This window comes from Streptomyces sp. NBC_00019, from assembly GCF_045041015.1.
Taxonomy (GTDB): Bacteria; Actinomycetota; Actinomycetes; order Streptomycetales; family Streptomycetaceae; genus Streptomyces.
Genome location: NZ_CP108302.1, coordinates 7,048,015 through 7,062,273, shown reverse-complemented (window position 1 = coordinate 7,062,273; position 14,259 = coordinate 7,048,015). Strand labels below are relative to the sequence as shown.

The 14,259-nt window shown below is 71.3% G+C and carries 13 protein-coding genes; 11 read left to right on the top strand and 2 right to left on the bottom strand.

Features of this window, described 5'->3' with window-relative positions:
* Positions 1–199: 199 nt before the first annotated feature.
* Positions 200–1,033: a lysozyme gene (locus OHU89_RS33490; protein ID WP_405648487.1), complete on the top strand. Its 834-nt coding sequence runs from the start codon at positions 200–202 to the stop codon at positions 1,031–1,033.
* Positions 1,034–1,108: 75 nt separating this feature from the next.
* On the opposite strand, the gene lon is transcribed toward OHU89_RS33490, so the two are convergent.
* On the bottom strand, positions 1,109–3,523 hold the full coding sequence (gene lon / locus OHU89_RS33485; protein WP_405648485.1) for an endopeptidase La: 2,415 nt from the start codon (positions 3,521–3,523) through the stop codon (positions 1,109–1,111).
* A 163-nt stretch (positions 3,524–3,686) separates the two neighbouring features.
* On the opposite strand from lon, the gene OHU89_RS33480 reads away from it, so the two are divergent.
* The 7 genes from OHU89_RS33480 to OHU89_RS33450 all read left to right on the top strand — a co-directional run bounded on the left by OHU89_RS33480 (position 3,687) and on the right by OHU89_RS33450 (position 10,279).
* Entirely contained in the window at positions 3,687–4,328 is a 642-nt protein-coding gene (locus tag OHU89_RS33480) for a GNAT family N-acetyltransferase (protein ID WP_405648483.1), read from the top strand.
* Positions 4,329–4,424: 96 nt separating this feature from the next.
* Entirely contained in the window at positions 4,425–5,180 is a 756-nt protein-coding gene (locus tag OHU89_RS33475) for a GNAT family N-acetyltransferase (RefSeq protein WP_405654766.1), read from the top strand.
* 142 nt (positions 5,181–5,322) lie between these two features.
* On the top strand, positions 5,323–6,807 hold the full coding sequence (locus OHU89_RS33470) for a sulfatase (protein ID WP_405648481.1): 1,485 nt from the start codon (positions 5,323–5,325) through the stop codon (positions 6,805–6,807).
* 431 nt (positions 6,808–7,238) lie between these two features.
* Entirely contained in the window at positions 7,239–7,655 is a 417-nt protein-coding gene (locus tag OHU89_RS33465) for an RNA polymerase sigma factor (protein ID WP_405648479.1), read from the top strand.
* 64 nt (positions 7,656–7,719) lie between these two features.
* Entirely contained in the window at positions 7,720–8,640 is a 921-nt protein-coding gene (locus OHU89_RS33460) for a hypothetical protein (RefSeq protein WP_405648476.1), read from the top strand.
* Complete coding sequence (locus OHU89_RS33455; protein WP_405648475.1) at positions 8,637–9,581, top strand: hypothetical protein; 945 nt, start codon at positions 8,637–8,639, stop codon at positions 9,579–9,581. The genes OHU89_RS33460 and OHU89_RS33455 overlap by 4 nt, the downstream gene beginning before the upstream one ends.
* Before the next feature lie 20 nt (positions 9,582–9,601).
* Positions 9,602–10,279: an ATP-binding cassette domain-containing protein gene (locus OHU89_RS33450; RefSeq protein ID WP_405648473.1), complete on the top strand. Its 678-nt coding sequence runs from the start codon at positions 9,602–9,604 to the stop codon at positions 10,277–10,279.
* On the opposite strand, the gene OHU89_RS33445 is transcribed toward OHU89_RS33450, so the two are convergent.
* The gene (locus OHU89_RS33445; protein WP_405648471.1) at positions 10,249–11,094 is read right to left on the bottom strand and encodes a rhomboid-like protein; all 846 of its coding nucleotides are present in this window, start codon (positions 11,092–11,094) and stop codon (positions 10,249–10,251) included. The two genes, OHU89_RS33450 and OHU89_RS33445, sit on opposite strands and share 31 nt — an antisense overlap.
* 268 nt (positions 11,095–11,362) lie before the next feature.
* Here OHU89_RS33445 and OHU89_RS33440 point away from each other — a divergent pair, with 268 nt between their 5' ends.
* The 3 genes from OHU89_RS33440 to OHU89_RS33430 all read left to right on the top strand — a co-directional run bounded on the left by OHU89_RS33440 (position 11,363) and on the right by OHU89_RS33430 (position 14,018).
* Positions 11,363–12,040, top strand: a complete 678-nt coding sequence (locus OHU89_RS33440) for a spermidine synthase (RefSeq protein WP_405648470.1) — start codon at positions 11,363–11,365, stop codon at positions 12,038–12,040.
* A gap of 134 nt (positions 12,041–12,174) precedes the next feature.
* Positions 12,175–12,915 carry a response regulator transcription factor gene (locus OHU89_RS33435; RefSeq protein ID WP_046261291.1) on the top strand — a complete coding sequence of 247 codons (741 nt, stop codon included), beginning with the start codon at positions 12,175–12,177 and terminating at the stop codon, positions 12,913–12,915.
* On the top strand, positions 12,912–14,018 hold the full coding sequence (locus OHU89_RS33430) for an ATP-binding protein (protein ID WP_266888109.1): 1,107 nt from the start codon (positions 12,912–12,914) through the stop codon (positions 14,016–14,018). The genes OHU89_RS33435 and OHU89_RS33430 overlap by 4 nt, the downstream gene beginning before the upstream one ends.
* The last annotated feature ends 241 nt before the right edge of the window (positions 14,019–14,259 follow it).

Below are 14,259 nucleotides of genomic sequence, written 5' to 3'. Positions count from 1 at the left end.
GTTTCCGCCAAATTGCGCCGTCACCGCAGCTCGGTAAGTATTTCGCAGGGCTAGACCAACGGCAGCAACCGGTCCCTCTTCCCACCCGCTCGTCGACGTGCGTAGCTTCTTGACCAGGCGCTGACTGGCATGCCCACGCCATACACCCCCGGCCGGGTGTTCCCCCACCGAGCATCACCGAGCCCCTCGGAGGCACGCCATGCCCGTGCACAGACCCGGATCGCCCCGCCCGCGCCACCTGTTCCTCGCCGGCGTCCTCTCAGCCGTGTACGCACTGCTGTCCATAGCCCCGGCGTCGGCCGCCGAGTCGCCCGACGCCACAGCCACGCCGGCCCGCGGCACCGCCCGCATGGGCATGGGCGTCGTCGCCCACGACGGACAGGGCGGCCTGCCCGCCCACACCCGCGCCGCCCAGACCGAGGGCGTCGACGTGGCCAGCTACCAGGGCAACGTCGCCTGGACGACCCTCTGGAACAGCGGGGTCCGGTGGGCCTACACCAAGGGGAGCGAGGGGACGTACTACACGAACCCCTACTTCTCCCAGCAGTACAGCGGCTCCTACGGCGTCGGCATGATCCGCGGCGCGTACCACTTCGCGACCCCGGACACCACGACCGGCGCAACGCAGGCCAACTATTTCGTCGACCACGGAGGCGGCTGGTCCGCCGACGGCAGGACCCTGCCCGGCACCCTCGACATCGAGTGGAACCCGTACGGCGACTCCTGCTACGGCAAGACCAAGAGCGCGATGGTGAGCTGGATCCGCGACTTCCTGAACCAGTACAAGGCCCGCACCGGCCGGGACGCCGTCATCTACACCTCCACCAGCTGGTGGACCCAGTGCACCGGCAACTACGCCGGCTTCGCCGCCCACCCGCTGTGGATCGCCCGCTACGCCTCGACCGTGGGGACCCTGCCGGCCGGCTGGAGCACCTACACGATGTGGCAGTACACCTCGTCCGGGCCGACGGTCGGCGACCATGACCGGTTCAACGGGGCGCTCGACAGGGTGCAGGCGCTCGCCAAGGGCTGATCCCTTCCCCGGTACGGCGAAGGCCCGGGCCTCCCTCACGAGAACCCGGGCCTTCACCTCATCCGATGACGTCCGTCACGCCGCCACCGGAACCTCCGACGTCGCCCCGTTCACGGCCGGCGACAACGCCAGTTCCAGGACCTGGCGGACGTCCGTCACGGCGTGGACGTCGAGCTTGTCCAGCACCTCGGCGGGGACGTCGTCCAGGTCGGGCTCGTTGCGCTTGGGGATGATGACGGTCGTGACGCCCGCCCGGTGCGCGGCCAGCAGCTTCTGCTTCACGCCGCCGATGGGCAGCACGCGACCCGTCAGCGAGACCTCGCCCGTCATGGCGACGTCGGTCCTCACCAGCCGCCCGCTCAGCAGCGACGCCAGTGCCGTCGTCATCGTGACGCCCGCGCTCGGGCCGTCCTTCGGCACCGCGCCCGCCGGGAAGTGGATGTGCACGCCCCGGTCCTTCAGGTCGCCCACCGGCAGCTCCAGTTCGGCGCCGTGCGAGCGAAGGAAGCTCAACGCGATCTGCGCGCTCTCCTTCATCACGTCGCCCAGCTGGCCCGTCAGGGTCAGACCCGCCGCACCCGTCTCCGGGTCCGCCAGGGACGCCTCCACGAAGAGCACGTCACCGCCCGCGCCCGTCACCGCAAGGCCCGTCGCCACACCCGGCACCGCGGTACGGCGCTCCGCCGGGTCCTGCGCCGACTCCGGCACGTGGTGCGGCCGCCCGATCAGGCCCCGCAGCTCCTCGTCCGTCACCGAGAACGGCAGCTTCCGTTCGCCCAGTTCGTGCTGGGCCGCGACCTTGCGCAGCAGCCGTGCGATGGACCGCTCCAGGGTGCGGACGCCCGCCTCGCGCGTGTACTCGCCGGCGAGCTTGCGCAGGGCGCTCTCGTCCAGGGTCACCTCGTCCTTGTCGAGGCCGGCCCGCTCCAGCTGGCGCGGGAGCAGGTGGTCACGGGCGATGACGACCTTCTCGTCCTCGGTGTAGCCGTCGAGGCGGACCAGCTCCATACGGTCGAGCAGGGCCTCGGGGATCGCCTCCAGGACGTTGGCCGTGGCGAGGAAGACCACATCGCTCAGGTCCAGCTCCACCTCCAGGTAGTGGTCCCGGAAGGTGTGGTTCTGCGCGGGGTCGAGGACCTCCAGCAGGGCCGCCGCCGGGTCACCCCGGTAATCGGACCCCACCTTGTCGATCTCGTCGAGCAGGACCACCGGGTTCATGGACCCGGCCTCCTTGACGGCACGGACGATCCGGCCGGGCAGCGCGCCGACGTACGTACGCCGGTGACCGCGGATCTCGGCCTCGTCCCGCACACCGCCGAGGGCGACGCGGACGAACTTGCGGCCCATGGCGTGCGCGACGGACTCGCCCAGGGACGTCTTGCCGACGCCGGGCGGGCCGACCAGTGCCAGGACGGCGCCGCCACGGCGGCCGCCCACCACACCCAGCCCCCGGTCGTTGCGCCGCTTGCGCACCGCGAGGTACTCGGTGATCCGTTCCTTCACGTCCTCAAGGCCCGCGTGCTCGGCGTCCAGGATCGCCTTGGCGCCCTGGATGTCGTACGCGTCCTCGGTCCTTTCGTTCCACGGGAGTTCGAGCACCGTGTCCAGCCAGGTCCGGATCCACGATCCCTCGGGCGACTGGTCGCTGGACCGCTCCAGCTTGTCGACCTCCTTGAGGGCCGCCTCGCGGACGTTCTCCGGCAGGTCGGCGGCCTCCACGCGGGCGCGGTAGTCGTCGGACTCCTCGCCGTCCTTCTCGCCGTTGAGGTCACGCAGTTCCTTGCGGACGGCCTCCATCTGGCGGCGGAGCAGGAACTCGCGCTGCTGCTTGTCGACGCCTTCCTGGACGTCCTTGGCGATGGTCTCGGCGACGTCCTGCTCGGCGAGGTGGTCGCGGAGCTGCTGGGTCGCGAGCTTGAGGCGGGCCACCGGGTCGGCGGTCTCCAGCAGCTCGACCTTCTGGTCGGTGGTCAGGAAGGGCGAGTAACCGGAGTTGTCGGCGAGCGCGGAGACGTCGTCGATGGCCTGGACACGGTCCACGACCTGCCAGGCGCCACGCTTGCGCAGCCAGGCGGTGGCGAGGGCCTTGTACTCCTTGACCAGTTCGGTGACATGACCCGGCAGCGGCTCGGGCGCGGTCTCGTCGATACGGGTGCCCTCGACCCAGAGGGCGGCACCCGGCCCCGTGGTCCCGGCACCGATGCGCACCCGTCCCCGGCCGCGGATCAGCGCGCCCGGGTCGCCGTCGGCCAGCCGGCCGACCTGCTCGACGGTGCCGAGGACACCGGTACCGGGGTAGGTGCCGTCGATGCGTGGCACCAGCAGGACCTTGGGCTTGCCCGGCTCCGACCGGGCGGCGGCCTCGGCGGCCTCCACCGCGGCGCGTACGTCGGGGTCGTTCAGGTCGAGCGGGACCACCATGCCGGGCAGCACGACCTCGTCGTCGAGCGGCAGCACGGGCAGAGTGAGCGGTGTGGACGTCGAAGCCATGATCTCCCCTTCGGCACTCAAGTTGAGCTATGCCGACTCAATGCACGTGAGCCTTCGATTGTTCCCCTGGGCGCGTTCGCTGTGAGCGATCACGTCTGCCGGAATGCGTGACCGGCTACTGTAATAACCCCAGACGGCTTGCAATCATTACCGAAGGGGTGTCATGGACCGGACCGTGCGGGCATGGGTGGACGGATGGGTGCTCTCGCGCGGGGCGGCCCCGCCGGTGGTCGAGCCGTGGGGCTGCACGATCGACATGGGCGTGGACGGCCATGTCGCACGGCATGTGTTCGGCGCGATCGACGAGGACGTCGAGGAGACGGCCGTGCGGAAGGTGGCCGGGGTGGTCACCGGCGCCGGTGTGTGGCTCAAGGTGTTCCGGGATCCGACCGTGGTCGGCGGCTGGCTGGGCGAGGGCTGGTGGATCGACCCCGAGCCCGGCCACCTGATGACACTCCCCCTGACCACGACACCCGAGCCGACGGTCCCCGACGGCTTCCGTCTGCGCACCTGGTCCCGCGGCGGCGTCACCCGCACCATGCTCGCCGCCCCCGACGGCTCCTGGGCGGCCCGCGGCCAGCTCGCCCCGACCGGCGCGACCGCGGTCGTCGACCAGGTCGAGACCTCGCCGCAGCACCGCCGCAAGGGCCTCGGCACGGTCGTCATGCACACCCTCCAGCGGGCCGCCTCGGAACAGGGCGCGGAGAGCTGCGTCCTCGCGGGAACGCCCGCGGGGCGGGGGCTGTACGAGTCGCTGGGCTGGACGGTGACCGCGCCCCTGACCAGCGCGAAGTTCACCGGCTGAGGGCGCCGCACGAAAACCGGTTGCCTCCTGTGCCGGGCGCCGTACGGTCGTGCCGTGACCGACACCAAGATCTTCCTCGCCGCCTACGACGACCAGATGCGCGGTGCGCCGCCCACCCCGCCCGCCGGGGTGACGTACGAGAACGACGGCCCGCTACTGCGGATCGTCGGACAGTTCCGGGGGTTCGTGAGCGGGCCGCGTGAACTCGGCGTCGACGGGGACGCGCTGGACGGACTCATCGTCCGGCAGCGGGACTTCTTCGCGGCGCGCGGCGAGGCCGTGGAGTGGAAGACACGGGGCCACGACACCCCGGCCGACCTCACCGAACGGCTCCGCGCGGCCGGCTTCCTGCCGGAGGACCGGGAGACGGTGCTGATCGGACGCGCGGCCGACATGGCCGTACGCGAGCCCGCCCTGCCGGACGGCGTGACGCTGCGGCGGGTCACGGCGGACGCCGACATGCGCCGCATCGCCGCCATGGAGTCCACCGTCTGGGGCCAGGACTGGAGCTGGCTCGCCGACGACCTCATCGGCCGGGTCGCCGCCGCCCCCGACGAGATCTCGATCCACGTCGCCGAGGCGCACGGCGAGGTGGTCTCCGCGGCCTGGCTGGCCTTCCGCGCGGGCACCGCGTTCGCGAGCCTGTGGGGCGGCTCCACGCTCGCCGAGTGGCGAGGACGGGGCATCTACCGCGCCCTGGTGGCCACTCGCGCCGCCCTCGCGGCCGCGCGCGGTGTCACGTATCTGCACGTGGACGCCTCCGACGACAGCGCGCCCATCCTGCGCCGCCTCGGCTTCGAGGCGGTGACGACGACCACGCCGTACGTCTGGAACCCGCCCCGCGCGGCCTGACGCGCGCTGCGATCGCCACAACACCACAGGTCCGTCGTCATGAACCCGCAACGGCATTCACAGGAACCGCCTGCACACTGCAAGCTCGTTCACAGCTTGATTGAGCACTTATACGGGCTTTTACGGGGACTTGGGGACGCACATGGCCGAGGAGCAGCGGCGCGGGCCGGGACGGCGGGCGCTGATCGCGGGCGCCGCCGTCGCGGCCACGGGGGCGACGATCCCCTTCGTCACCAAGGGCGCCGACGGCGACGGTGGCGCCGACTCCCCCACCCCGAACGGGGCCCCGACGGCAGCCCCCGTCGCGAGCCGCGCCGCCTCCTCCCCCGGCACGCGCGGGGACGCCCGCCCCAACATCCTCCTGGTCCTCACCGACGACCAGCCCAAGGAGACGGACTGGGCGCTCCCGCAGACCCTCGACTGGCTCGGCGGCCACGGCACCACCTTCGCCCGCGCACACGCCAACACCCCGCTGTGCGCCCCGTCCCGCGCCTCGATCATGTCGGGCCGGTACGCCCACAACCACGGTCTGCTCGACACCCGCCACCCGTACCACCTGGACCAGCGCACCACGGTCCAGCGACAGCTGCGCGAGGCCGGATACCGCACGGGCCTGTTCGGCAAGTACCTCAACTACTGGCACACCGGCGACGCCCCGCCCCACTTCGACGAATGGCTGCTCCAGGAGCCGGTGCGGTATTACGACGGCCACTACAACGACAACGGCACCGTCCGGAACATCCGCGGGTACAACACCACCGTCATCAAGGACCGCACCCTCGATTTCATCGAGCGGTCCCGCTCCGACGACCGGCCGTGGTTCGCGTACGTGGCCACGCGCTCGGCGCACGAGGTGAACGTCGCGGAGCGGAGGTACGCCCACACGCGCGTGCCCGAGTGGAAGGGCCGCCCGTCGGTCCTCGAACCCAGCAAGGGCGACAAGCCTCGCTTCCTGCGCGAGGCGCACCACACCTTCGCCCAGGGCAGGGCGCTGCGCGCCCGCCAGCTGCGCACCCTGCTCTCGGTGGACGACGCGATGCGCGACTTCCGCGACAAGCTGCGCGAGCTGGGCCAGTTGGAGAACACCCTGGTCCTGTTCACCAGCGACCACGGCCTCTGCTGGGGTGACCACGGCTGGCTGCGCAAGTCGGTGCCCTATCGCCCGAGTCTGGAAGTGCCGTTCCACCTGTCCTGGCCGGCCGGCGGCCTCGGCACGCCCCGCACCGACGACCGTCTCACCGGCCACGTCGACATCGCCCCGACCTTCCTGGACGCGGCCGGCATCACCCCGGACACCCCGCACGACGGCCACTCCCTGCTGGACGCCGGGAACGACCGCACCCACCTGCTCGCCGAGTGGTGGTGGAACCAGCAGGACAAGCAGCCGATCCACACCTGGGCGTCGTACATCGGCAAGTCGGAGCAGTACACGGAGTACTACCGCACCCGCCTCGCCGCCGACGGACGCCCACGCGGCACCGGCAAGGTCCTCTTCCGCGAGTACTACGACCTGCGCGCCGACCCCTACCAGCTCAGGAACCGCCTGCACGGAGCGGGCCCGGAGGACGAACAGCGGCTCGGGGTACCGGGGTTGGCGAGGGGACTGGCGGCGGCGCGCCGCAGCTGACCCCCGGTGGTGCGGGGGCGCTCGTGCGCCGCCCGTGTGCTCCCTGTCCCCCCGCGGCAGTCTCGGCGCCTGCAACCTCATGCGGCGCAGCGGGCGTTGGTCGGACGTGATGCCATTGGCGGCCGCGCCTGGGAATTCGGCGGCCCGAGCGAACGACCACCACCGAGGCCGCATGACCACCTATCCCGGGTGTCGCTCCTGCACCGACCCACCGACCGCTCCGGCGTCCGGCGAGGACGACGGCGCACGCTGTGACAGCCATCTGGTGCGCGCGATGGCCGGGGGCAGCAGAGCGGCCCTCTCCGAGCTGTTCGCCCGGCATGCGGGCCATGTCTTCGCGCACCTGCTCGCCCGCGGCTTCGGCCCGGAGACGGCGGAGGACGCCGTACAGGAGGCGTTCCTCACCGCCTGGAAGAGCGCGTCCGGGTTCCATGAGGGCAACGCGGGTCGGCTGGCTGCTGCGCATCGCGTACTGCCGTGCCGTCGACCAGGAACGCATGCACGGGCGGTTCCGCGCCGCCGCGGACCGCGCCGGCGACCGGCTGGCCCCGTCCTCGTCGGTGGCCCCGTCCGCCGAGGACTGCCTCCTCGCGTCCTCGGCCCGCTACACGTCCCTCGCCGTCGCCCTCGCGGGCCTTCCGACGCGCTATCGCGAGGTCATCGAGCTGCGCTACGTCCATCAGCTGACCGTCCGTCAGACCGCCCAGCGGCTCGGCGTACCGGAGAACACCGTGAAGGCATGGGCGGCGCGGGGGTGTGCGCGGTTACGGGAGCGGCTGCGAGAGGAGAGCGCCGAGGGGGGTGACGACGACGGCACTCGGCACAGGGTTCCGCCGCCTCGGCCGTGAGGGGCGGGGGCACGGGGCGGTCATTCGGACGCGGATGCGGCGTGGGCCCTGACAGGTGGGGGCCGTGGTGTTCGGCACCGTGCTCGGGTTCTGCGGGTACGAGGGGCTGGAGACGGCCGCCGCCTGGCGGGGGGACTGGTTCGACACCGGCCAGACCCTGCAGGCGGGTCTCGACATGGTCCTGCTGGTCACGGTGCCCTTCGCGGCCCGACAGGGCGGTATGGAGGCGCGGGCGAGGACGGAGTGGACCGGGGACTGCTCTGCGCGGGGTCCGCTGGCGCGTGCCCTGTTGTCCGTCTCGCCCTCCGTGCTGTGGCCGCTTGCGACGTTCGGCGTCATGGCGTCGGCCACGTCGGCCATGACCTGGCCGGCCGCCACGGCGGGACAGCCGCCGGTCTTCGGCGTGGTGCACGGCATGGCGCTGCTGACCGGTGCCGCCTGTCTGGCCCACGTCGTGGGCGGGTTGTGCCCGCTGCGCGTCCTGCCGCTGCTCGCGGTGCTGGTCCTGTTGCTCCCGGCCCTGCTGGGCTTCGGTCTGGAAGGGCAGGACGTACGGCACTACACGGGCCCGCCGATCCCCCAGCACCTCCCGATGGGGGCGGTCTCGACCGCCGCCTGGTGGCGGCCGTGGGCCGGCGTGGCCGCCCTCGTGTTCGCCGTCGTCGGCGGGCTCGCCCTTCAGCCGCGACGTCCGCTCGTGGCCATGTTCCTGCTTCTCACCGTTCTGGCCTGCACCGACCTCGGACACCTGAACGGCAGCGACCGGACGCCCGATCTGGTCGCCCCCATCGCCGTGCACTGCTCGAACGGCTCACCCAAGGCCTGTCTCTCGGACGACCGGAAGGCATACCGCTCCGAACTCACCGACGCGGTCGACCACTTCAGCCACCGTCTGGCCGGTGTGCGGGGCGCTCCCAGCCACTACCTCAAGGCGGTCCACACCGGAGACCCCCTCCCCGAGATCCCGAAGGCAGCGACACCATGACCGAACCCCCCGCCCCCGCCACCCGCCTGCACCCGCCCCTCGTCGACGACCGCCACCTCCCCGTCTCCTGGGTGACCGCCTACGCCGGGGGCCGCCTCGACGCCGGTCTGCTCGGGCGTGCCGAACCCCATCTGCGGCACTGCCGCCGCTGCGCCGAGGCGGTCAACGACGCCGTACGGAACGGGCCGCACCAGGCGCGGCTGGACGCGCTGCACACCGTGCTGCTCAACCGGATCGGCGGCGGCCCGCGCACCGGCCCGATGCCGCCACCCACCCCCGGAATCGCCCCCCGCACCGGCCCGGCTCCACGGCTCGCGGCGACGCAAGGCCTCAGGCTGTCCTGGATCGTGGCCGTCGTCTGTGTCTCCGCGCTCGGCGTGGGGCTGGCCAGAACCGTCGACTCGTCGATGCCCCGGCTGCTTCTGCTGCTGTTCGCGCCCACCCTGCCCATGCTCTGCGTCGCGGGCAGTTACGGCGGTCGGGTCGACCCGTTCGCCGAGGTCACGCGGACGACGCCGGCCGGCGGTCTGCGCATCCTGCTGCTGCGGACCACGCAGTTGCTGGTGGTGTGCGTCCCGCTGGTCACCGGTGTGGCCGCCCTGATGCCCGGCGCGAGCAGCAGTCCCTGGACCTCCGCGGGCTGGCTGCTCCCGTGTCTCGCGGTGACCCTGGCCACGCTGCTGCTCAGCTCCTGTCTGGGCAGCTGGGCGGCGTCCCTGGTGACCGGCTGCGGCTGGCTGCTGCTGGTGTACGTGCTGGCGAAGCCGCTCACCGAACACCGCGACGGCAGTCTGGCCCACCGGGTGACGGAGGCTCTCACCACTCTGCAGCTGCAGTTCATCGACACCCTCGGCACGCTGGTGTTCGGCGCCGTCTCCGCCGTACTCGCGGAGCTCCTGGTGCTGCGGCGGCACGCCTTCTCCCGACCGGGGGCCCGGTGATCCGTGCCGACCGCGTCAGCGTGACGTGCCGTCGCGCCCTCGTCCTGGACGGCGTGGACCTCAGCCTCGGGCCGGGCGTGCACGCCCTGCTCGGGGCCAACGGCGCGGGCAAGACCACACTGCTGCGGATCCTCGCGACCGCCGCGGCGGCCACCGAGGGCACCGTCACCCTGCTGGACCGGGACCCGCGCATCCCGGCGCAGCGGCAGGAGATCCGGCGCCGGCTGGGCTATCTCGCCCAGGAGTTCGGGGTGTTCCGCGGCTACACGGTGCGTGAGTTCCTGGCTTACGCCGGCTGGTTGCGGGACATGCCGGGCCGACGGATTCCCGCTGCCGTGGAGTACGCCGCGGCAGCCGTCGGGCTCGCCGACCGGCTCGGGCACAAGCTGCGCACCCTGTCCGGCGGCATGAAGCAGCGGGTCGGTATCGCGCAGGCCATCGTCAACTCGCCCTCACTGCTTCTCCTGGACGAGCCGACCGTCGGGCTCGACCCTGCGCAGCGGACCGGTTTCCACACCCTGGTGCGCGAACTCGGCCGTACCGCCTGCGTGGTGGTGTCGACCCATCTCATGGAGGACGTGCGCGGTGCCTGCGAGGACGTCACGGTGCTGTCCGGCGGGCGCGTCACGTTCCACGGCACGCTCGCGGAGCTGGACGCAGCCGGGGGCTATGCGGCGGTGGCCGCGCCTGGGGTCTGAGCCGGGTGCCAGCGCCGTATCACCGTCCAGGTCGCGATCCCGATGGCCAGCGAGATCAGATGCCCCCACTCGGTCATCGGGTCGGTGAAGGCGAGCAGATCCTGCACCAGCATCCCCCCGAACAGCCCGAGCAACGGCCACCGCAGCCACGGCGGGAGCAGCCCCGCCAGCGCGCCCGTGCCCGCGGCGACGCCGAAGCTGATGCCGTAGTCGAGGCGGTGCAGGGAGCTGTCGGGCAGATGGCCGACCAGGACGGCCAGGCCCACTGGGAGCTCGGTCGCGAGGGTGGCAAGGACGTGGCCGAGGAGGAAGACGCCGGCCGCGCGCAGGCCGCCTATCCGGCGCTCCAGCGCGGTCATGACCAGCAGGAAGCCGAGCACGTACGGCGACGCGATCCCGCCCGCGATCCACAGCGCGCTGGCCAGCAGGACCAGTACGGGCGTGTGCACGAGGTGGGCCACGTCGGTGCTGGAGCCCTGGAGCAGGGAGTGGACGAGGGTGGGGTCGGCGTACTCCGTGACGAGCGAGCTGACGGCGAGGACGGCGGCGTAACCGAAGGTGAAGGGCGTCCCGGTGGGGGTGGGGAGGAGACGCCAAGGGCGAACCCTCAAGCGGGCCTTGGGGACTTTGGGGGCTTCGAGGGCCTTGCTGGCCGTGGAAGCCTTGGCCGCATCCGCATCCGCATCCGCATCCGGAGCCGAGACCGGGACCGGTCCGCGCTGGCCCGGCACCCCGTCCAGCAGCCCGGATACATCGGGAAGCCAGGCGTCCGGAGGAGTGGGCACCGCGTCCGCAGACTTCGCAGTCCGTTCCACCGTGAGGCGCTCCTTCCGTTTCACCCCAGCCTTCGCGCTCTCCTGCCCCGTGTCTGTGACCGGCGCCACGCGGATCTCGATTCACAGCCACTTCTCAAGAACCGTCCGGCAGCCCGATCCCTTCCACGACATCCGTGCCGGGCCTCAACTCGCCGCTCTCGACAGCGCGCTGGAGGGAGGCGGCCATGACCTCCACGAGCTCCTGGGCCCTGGACCGGGCCCCGGCCAAATCCCTGTGCACCCGCCACCGAACTGCCAGGATGGGCGGATGCCCATCTCGTACGACATCCCCGAAGTCCTGGACCGTCGTGAGGGCCCGCACGGTGAGGTCGTGCTGCGCCGGCACGGTGAGCTGCTGCAGATCATCGCCAACGGGTGCTTCCTGATGGACACCTCCGACGGGCGCTCGGAGCGGCTGCTGATGGACGTGGCGCTCGACGCGCTGGACGGGCGGCCAGAGCCGGGTGTGCTGATCGGCGGGCTCGGGGTCGGGTTCTCGCTCGCACATGCCGCCGCGGATCCGCGCTGGGGCCGGATCGCGGTCGTGGAGCGCGAAACGGCCATCATCGACTGGCACCGGCACGGCCCGCTGTCCGCGCTCTCGGCACCGGCGCTCGCCGATCCACGGACCGAGATTCTGGAAATGGACCTTGTCACTTATGTGAATGAGACGTCGGACACGTACGACGCGCTGTGCCTGGACATCGACAACGGGCCCGACTGGACCGTCACCGAGGGCAACGACGGGCTGTACTCGGCGAGCGGACTGGCCAGCTGCGCAAGGGTGTTGAGGCCCGGTGGGGTACTGGCCGTATGGTCGGCGCAGCCTTCGCCGGAATTCGAGGGATCCCTACGGAATGCCGGGTTCCAGCGGGTGCGTACCGAAGAGGTCCCGGTTGCCCGGGGCGTTCCGGACGTCGTACACCTCGGGGTCCGACCTGGATAGCCGAGGCGTGGTGACTCCCCGTACTCTGCTTCCCTGGCGCAGATCATTCAAGCGTCAATCGCAAGCATGCGCAGGCATAAGCCAGTAAGCGGGATCACCCCACTGATTCCGGAAAGCAACCCTTGGGGCGGGCGATGGAGCAGACACACACCTCCCACAACGGCACGGCTACGGCCACTCCGGGCGCACAGCGCCGGGTGCTGGTGGTCGAGGACGACCCGACGATCGTGGAGGCCATCGCGACCCGCCTGCGTGCCGAGGGATTCCTCGTGCAAACCGCGGGCGACGGTCCGGCGGCGGTCGACACGGCCGAGGCCTGGCAGCCCGATCTGCTGATCCTCGACATCATGCTGCCCGGCTTCGACGGTCTGGAGGTCTGCCGTCGTGTGCAGGCCGCCCGGCCGGTGCCGGTGCTGATGCTGACCGCGCGCGACGACGAGACCGACATGCTGGTCGGACTCGGGGTCGGCGCCGACGACTACATGACCAAGCCGTTCTCCATGCGTGAGCTGGCCGCACGCGTGCACGTGCTGCTGCGCCGGGTGGAGCGGGCCGCACTGGCCGCCGCGACGCCCAGAAGCGGCATCCTGCGCCTGGGCGAGCTGGAGATCGACCACGCGCAGCGCCGGGTGCGGGTGCGGAGTGAGGATGTTCACCTCACCCCGACCGAGTTCGACCTTCTGGTGTGCCTGGCGAACACCCCGCGCGCGGTCCTCTCCCGCGAGCAGCTGCTCGCCGAGGTGTGGGACTGGGCGGACGCCTCCGGCACCCGCACGGTCGACAGCCACATCAAGGCGCTGCGCCGGAAGATCGGTGCCGAGCGGATCCGCACGGTGCACGGCGTGGGCTACGCCCTGGAGACGCCGACGCCATGAGCGGCGGTCCGCCCGGACGGAGAGGTCCCTGGGAGCCCTGGGGCGGCGTGCGCCCGTTCTCGATCAAGACCAAGCTGGGTGCGCTCGTCGTCACCTCGGTCCTGATCACCACGGGTCTGTCGATGATCGCGGTTCGCACCAAGACGGAGCTGCGCTTCATCACGGTGTTCTCGATGATCGCCACATTGCTCATCACGCAGTTCGTGGCGCATTCGCTCACGGCTCCGCTGGACGAGATGAACGCGGTGGCCCGGTCCATCTCGCACGGCGACTACACACGCCGGGTGCGGGAGAACCGCCGGGACGAGCTGGGCGACCTCGCCGAGACCATCAACCGGATGGCCGACGACCTGGAGGCCCAGGAGCAGCAGCGCAAGGAGCTCGTGGCGAATGTCTCCCATGAGCTGCGCACCCCTATCGCGGGGCTGCGGGCGGTGCTGGAGAACATCGTGGACGGGGTCTCGCCCGCGGACCCCGAGACGATGCGGACGGCACTGAAACAGACGGAGCGGCTCGGCCGGCTGGTCGAGACGCTGCTGGACCTCTCCCGCCTCGACAACGGCGTCGTACCGCTGAAGACACGTCGTTTCGAGGTGTGGCCGTATCTGTCGGGCGTGCTGAAGGAGGCCAACATGGTCGCTTCGGCGCGTGCGGGCATCGCTTCCGGATCGGGCAGTCACACGCGTACGGACGTGCATCTGCATCTGGACGTGTCCCCGCCCGAGCTGACCGCCAACGCGGACCCGGAGCGGATCCACCAGGTCGTGGCCAATCTGATCGACAACGCGGTCAAGCACAGCCCGCCGCACGGGCGCGTGACGGTGAAGGCCCGGCGCGGGCCGCTGGCGGACTCCCTTGAGCTGGAGGTTCTCGACGAGGGCCCCGGTATCCCGCGCTCGGAGTGGCATCGCGTCTTCGAGCGGTTCAACCGGGGGGCCGTGAACCGGCCGCACGGTCCGGGCAGCGACGGCGGTACGGGGCTCGGTCTGGCGATCGCCCGCTGGGCGGTGGATCTGCACGGCGGCCGGATCGGAGTGGCCGAATCCGAGCGGGGTTGCCGGATTCTTGTCACCCTTCCGGGACTTCCTTCTCTGCCAAGTTGACGTAAAGTTCGAACCGGAGCCACAAGATCCATGTGCGTCCGCGCTGACGGACACGTGTGATCGGCCACAGGCCCGCGCCATCGGCGTCCGGGGCCCTGCGAAGCCCTTCCCATCTGAAGCGGAACCACGCTTGTTTCCCGCCATTTCTGGCCCCGAAACACACTTTCCGATGTGACTTACGCGACGATGACCTTGCCCGGCCTGACCTTCCCGGCCATGGGGGCGTAGCCTTTATTCCCGC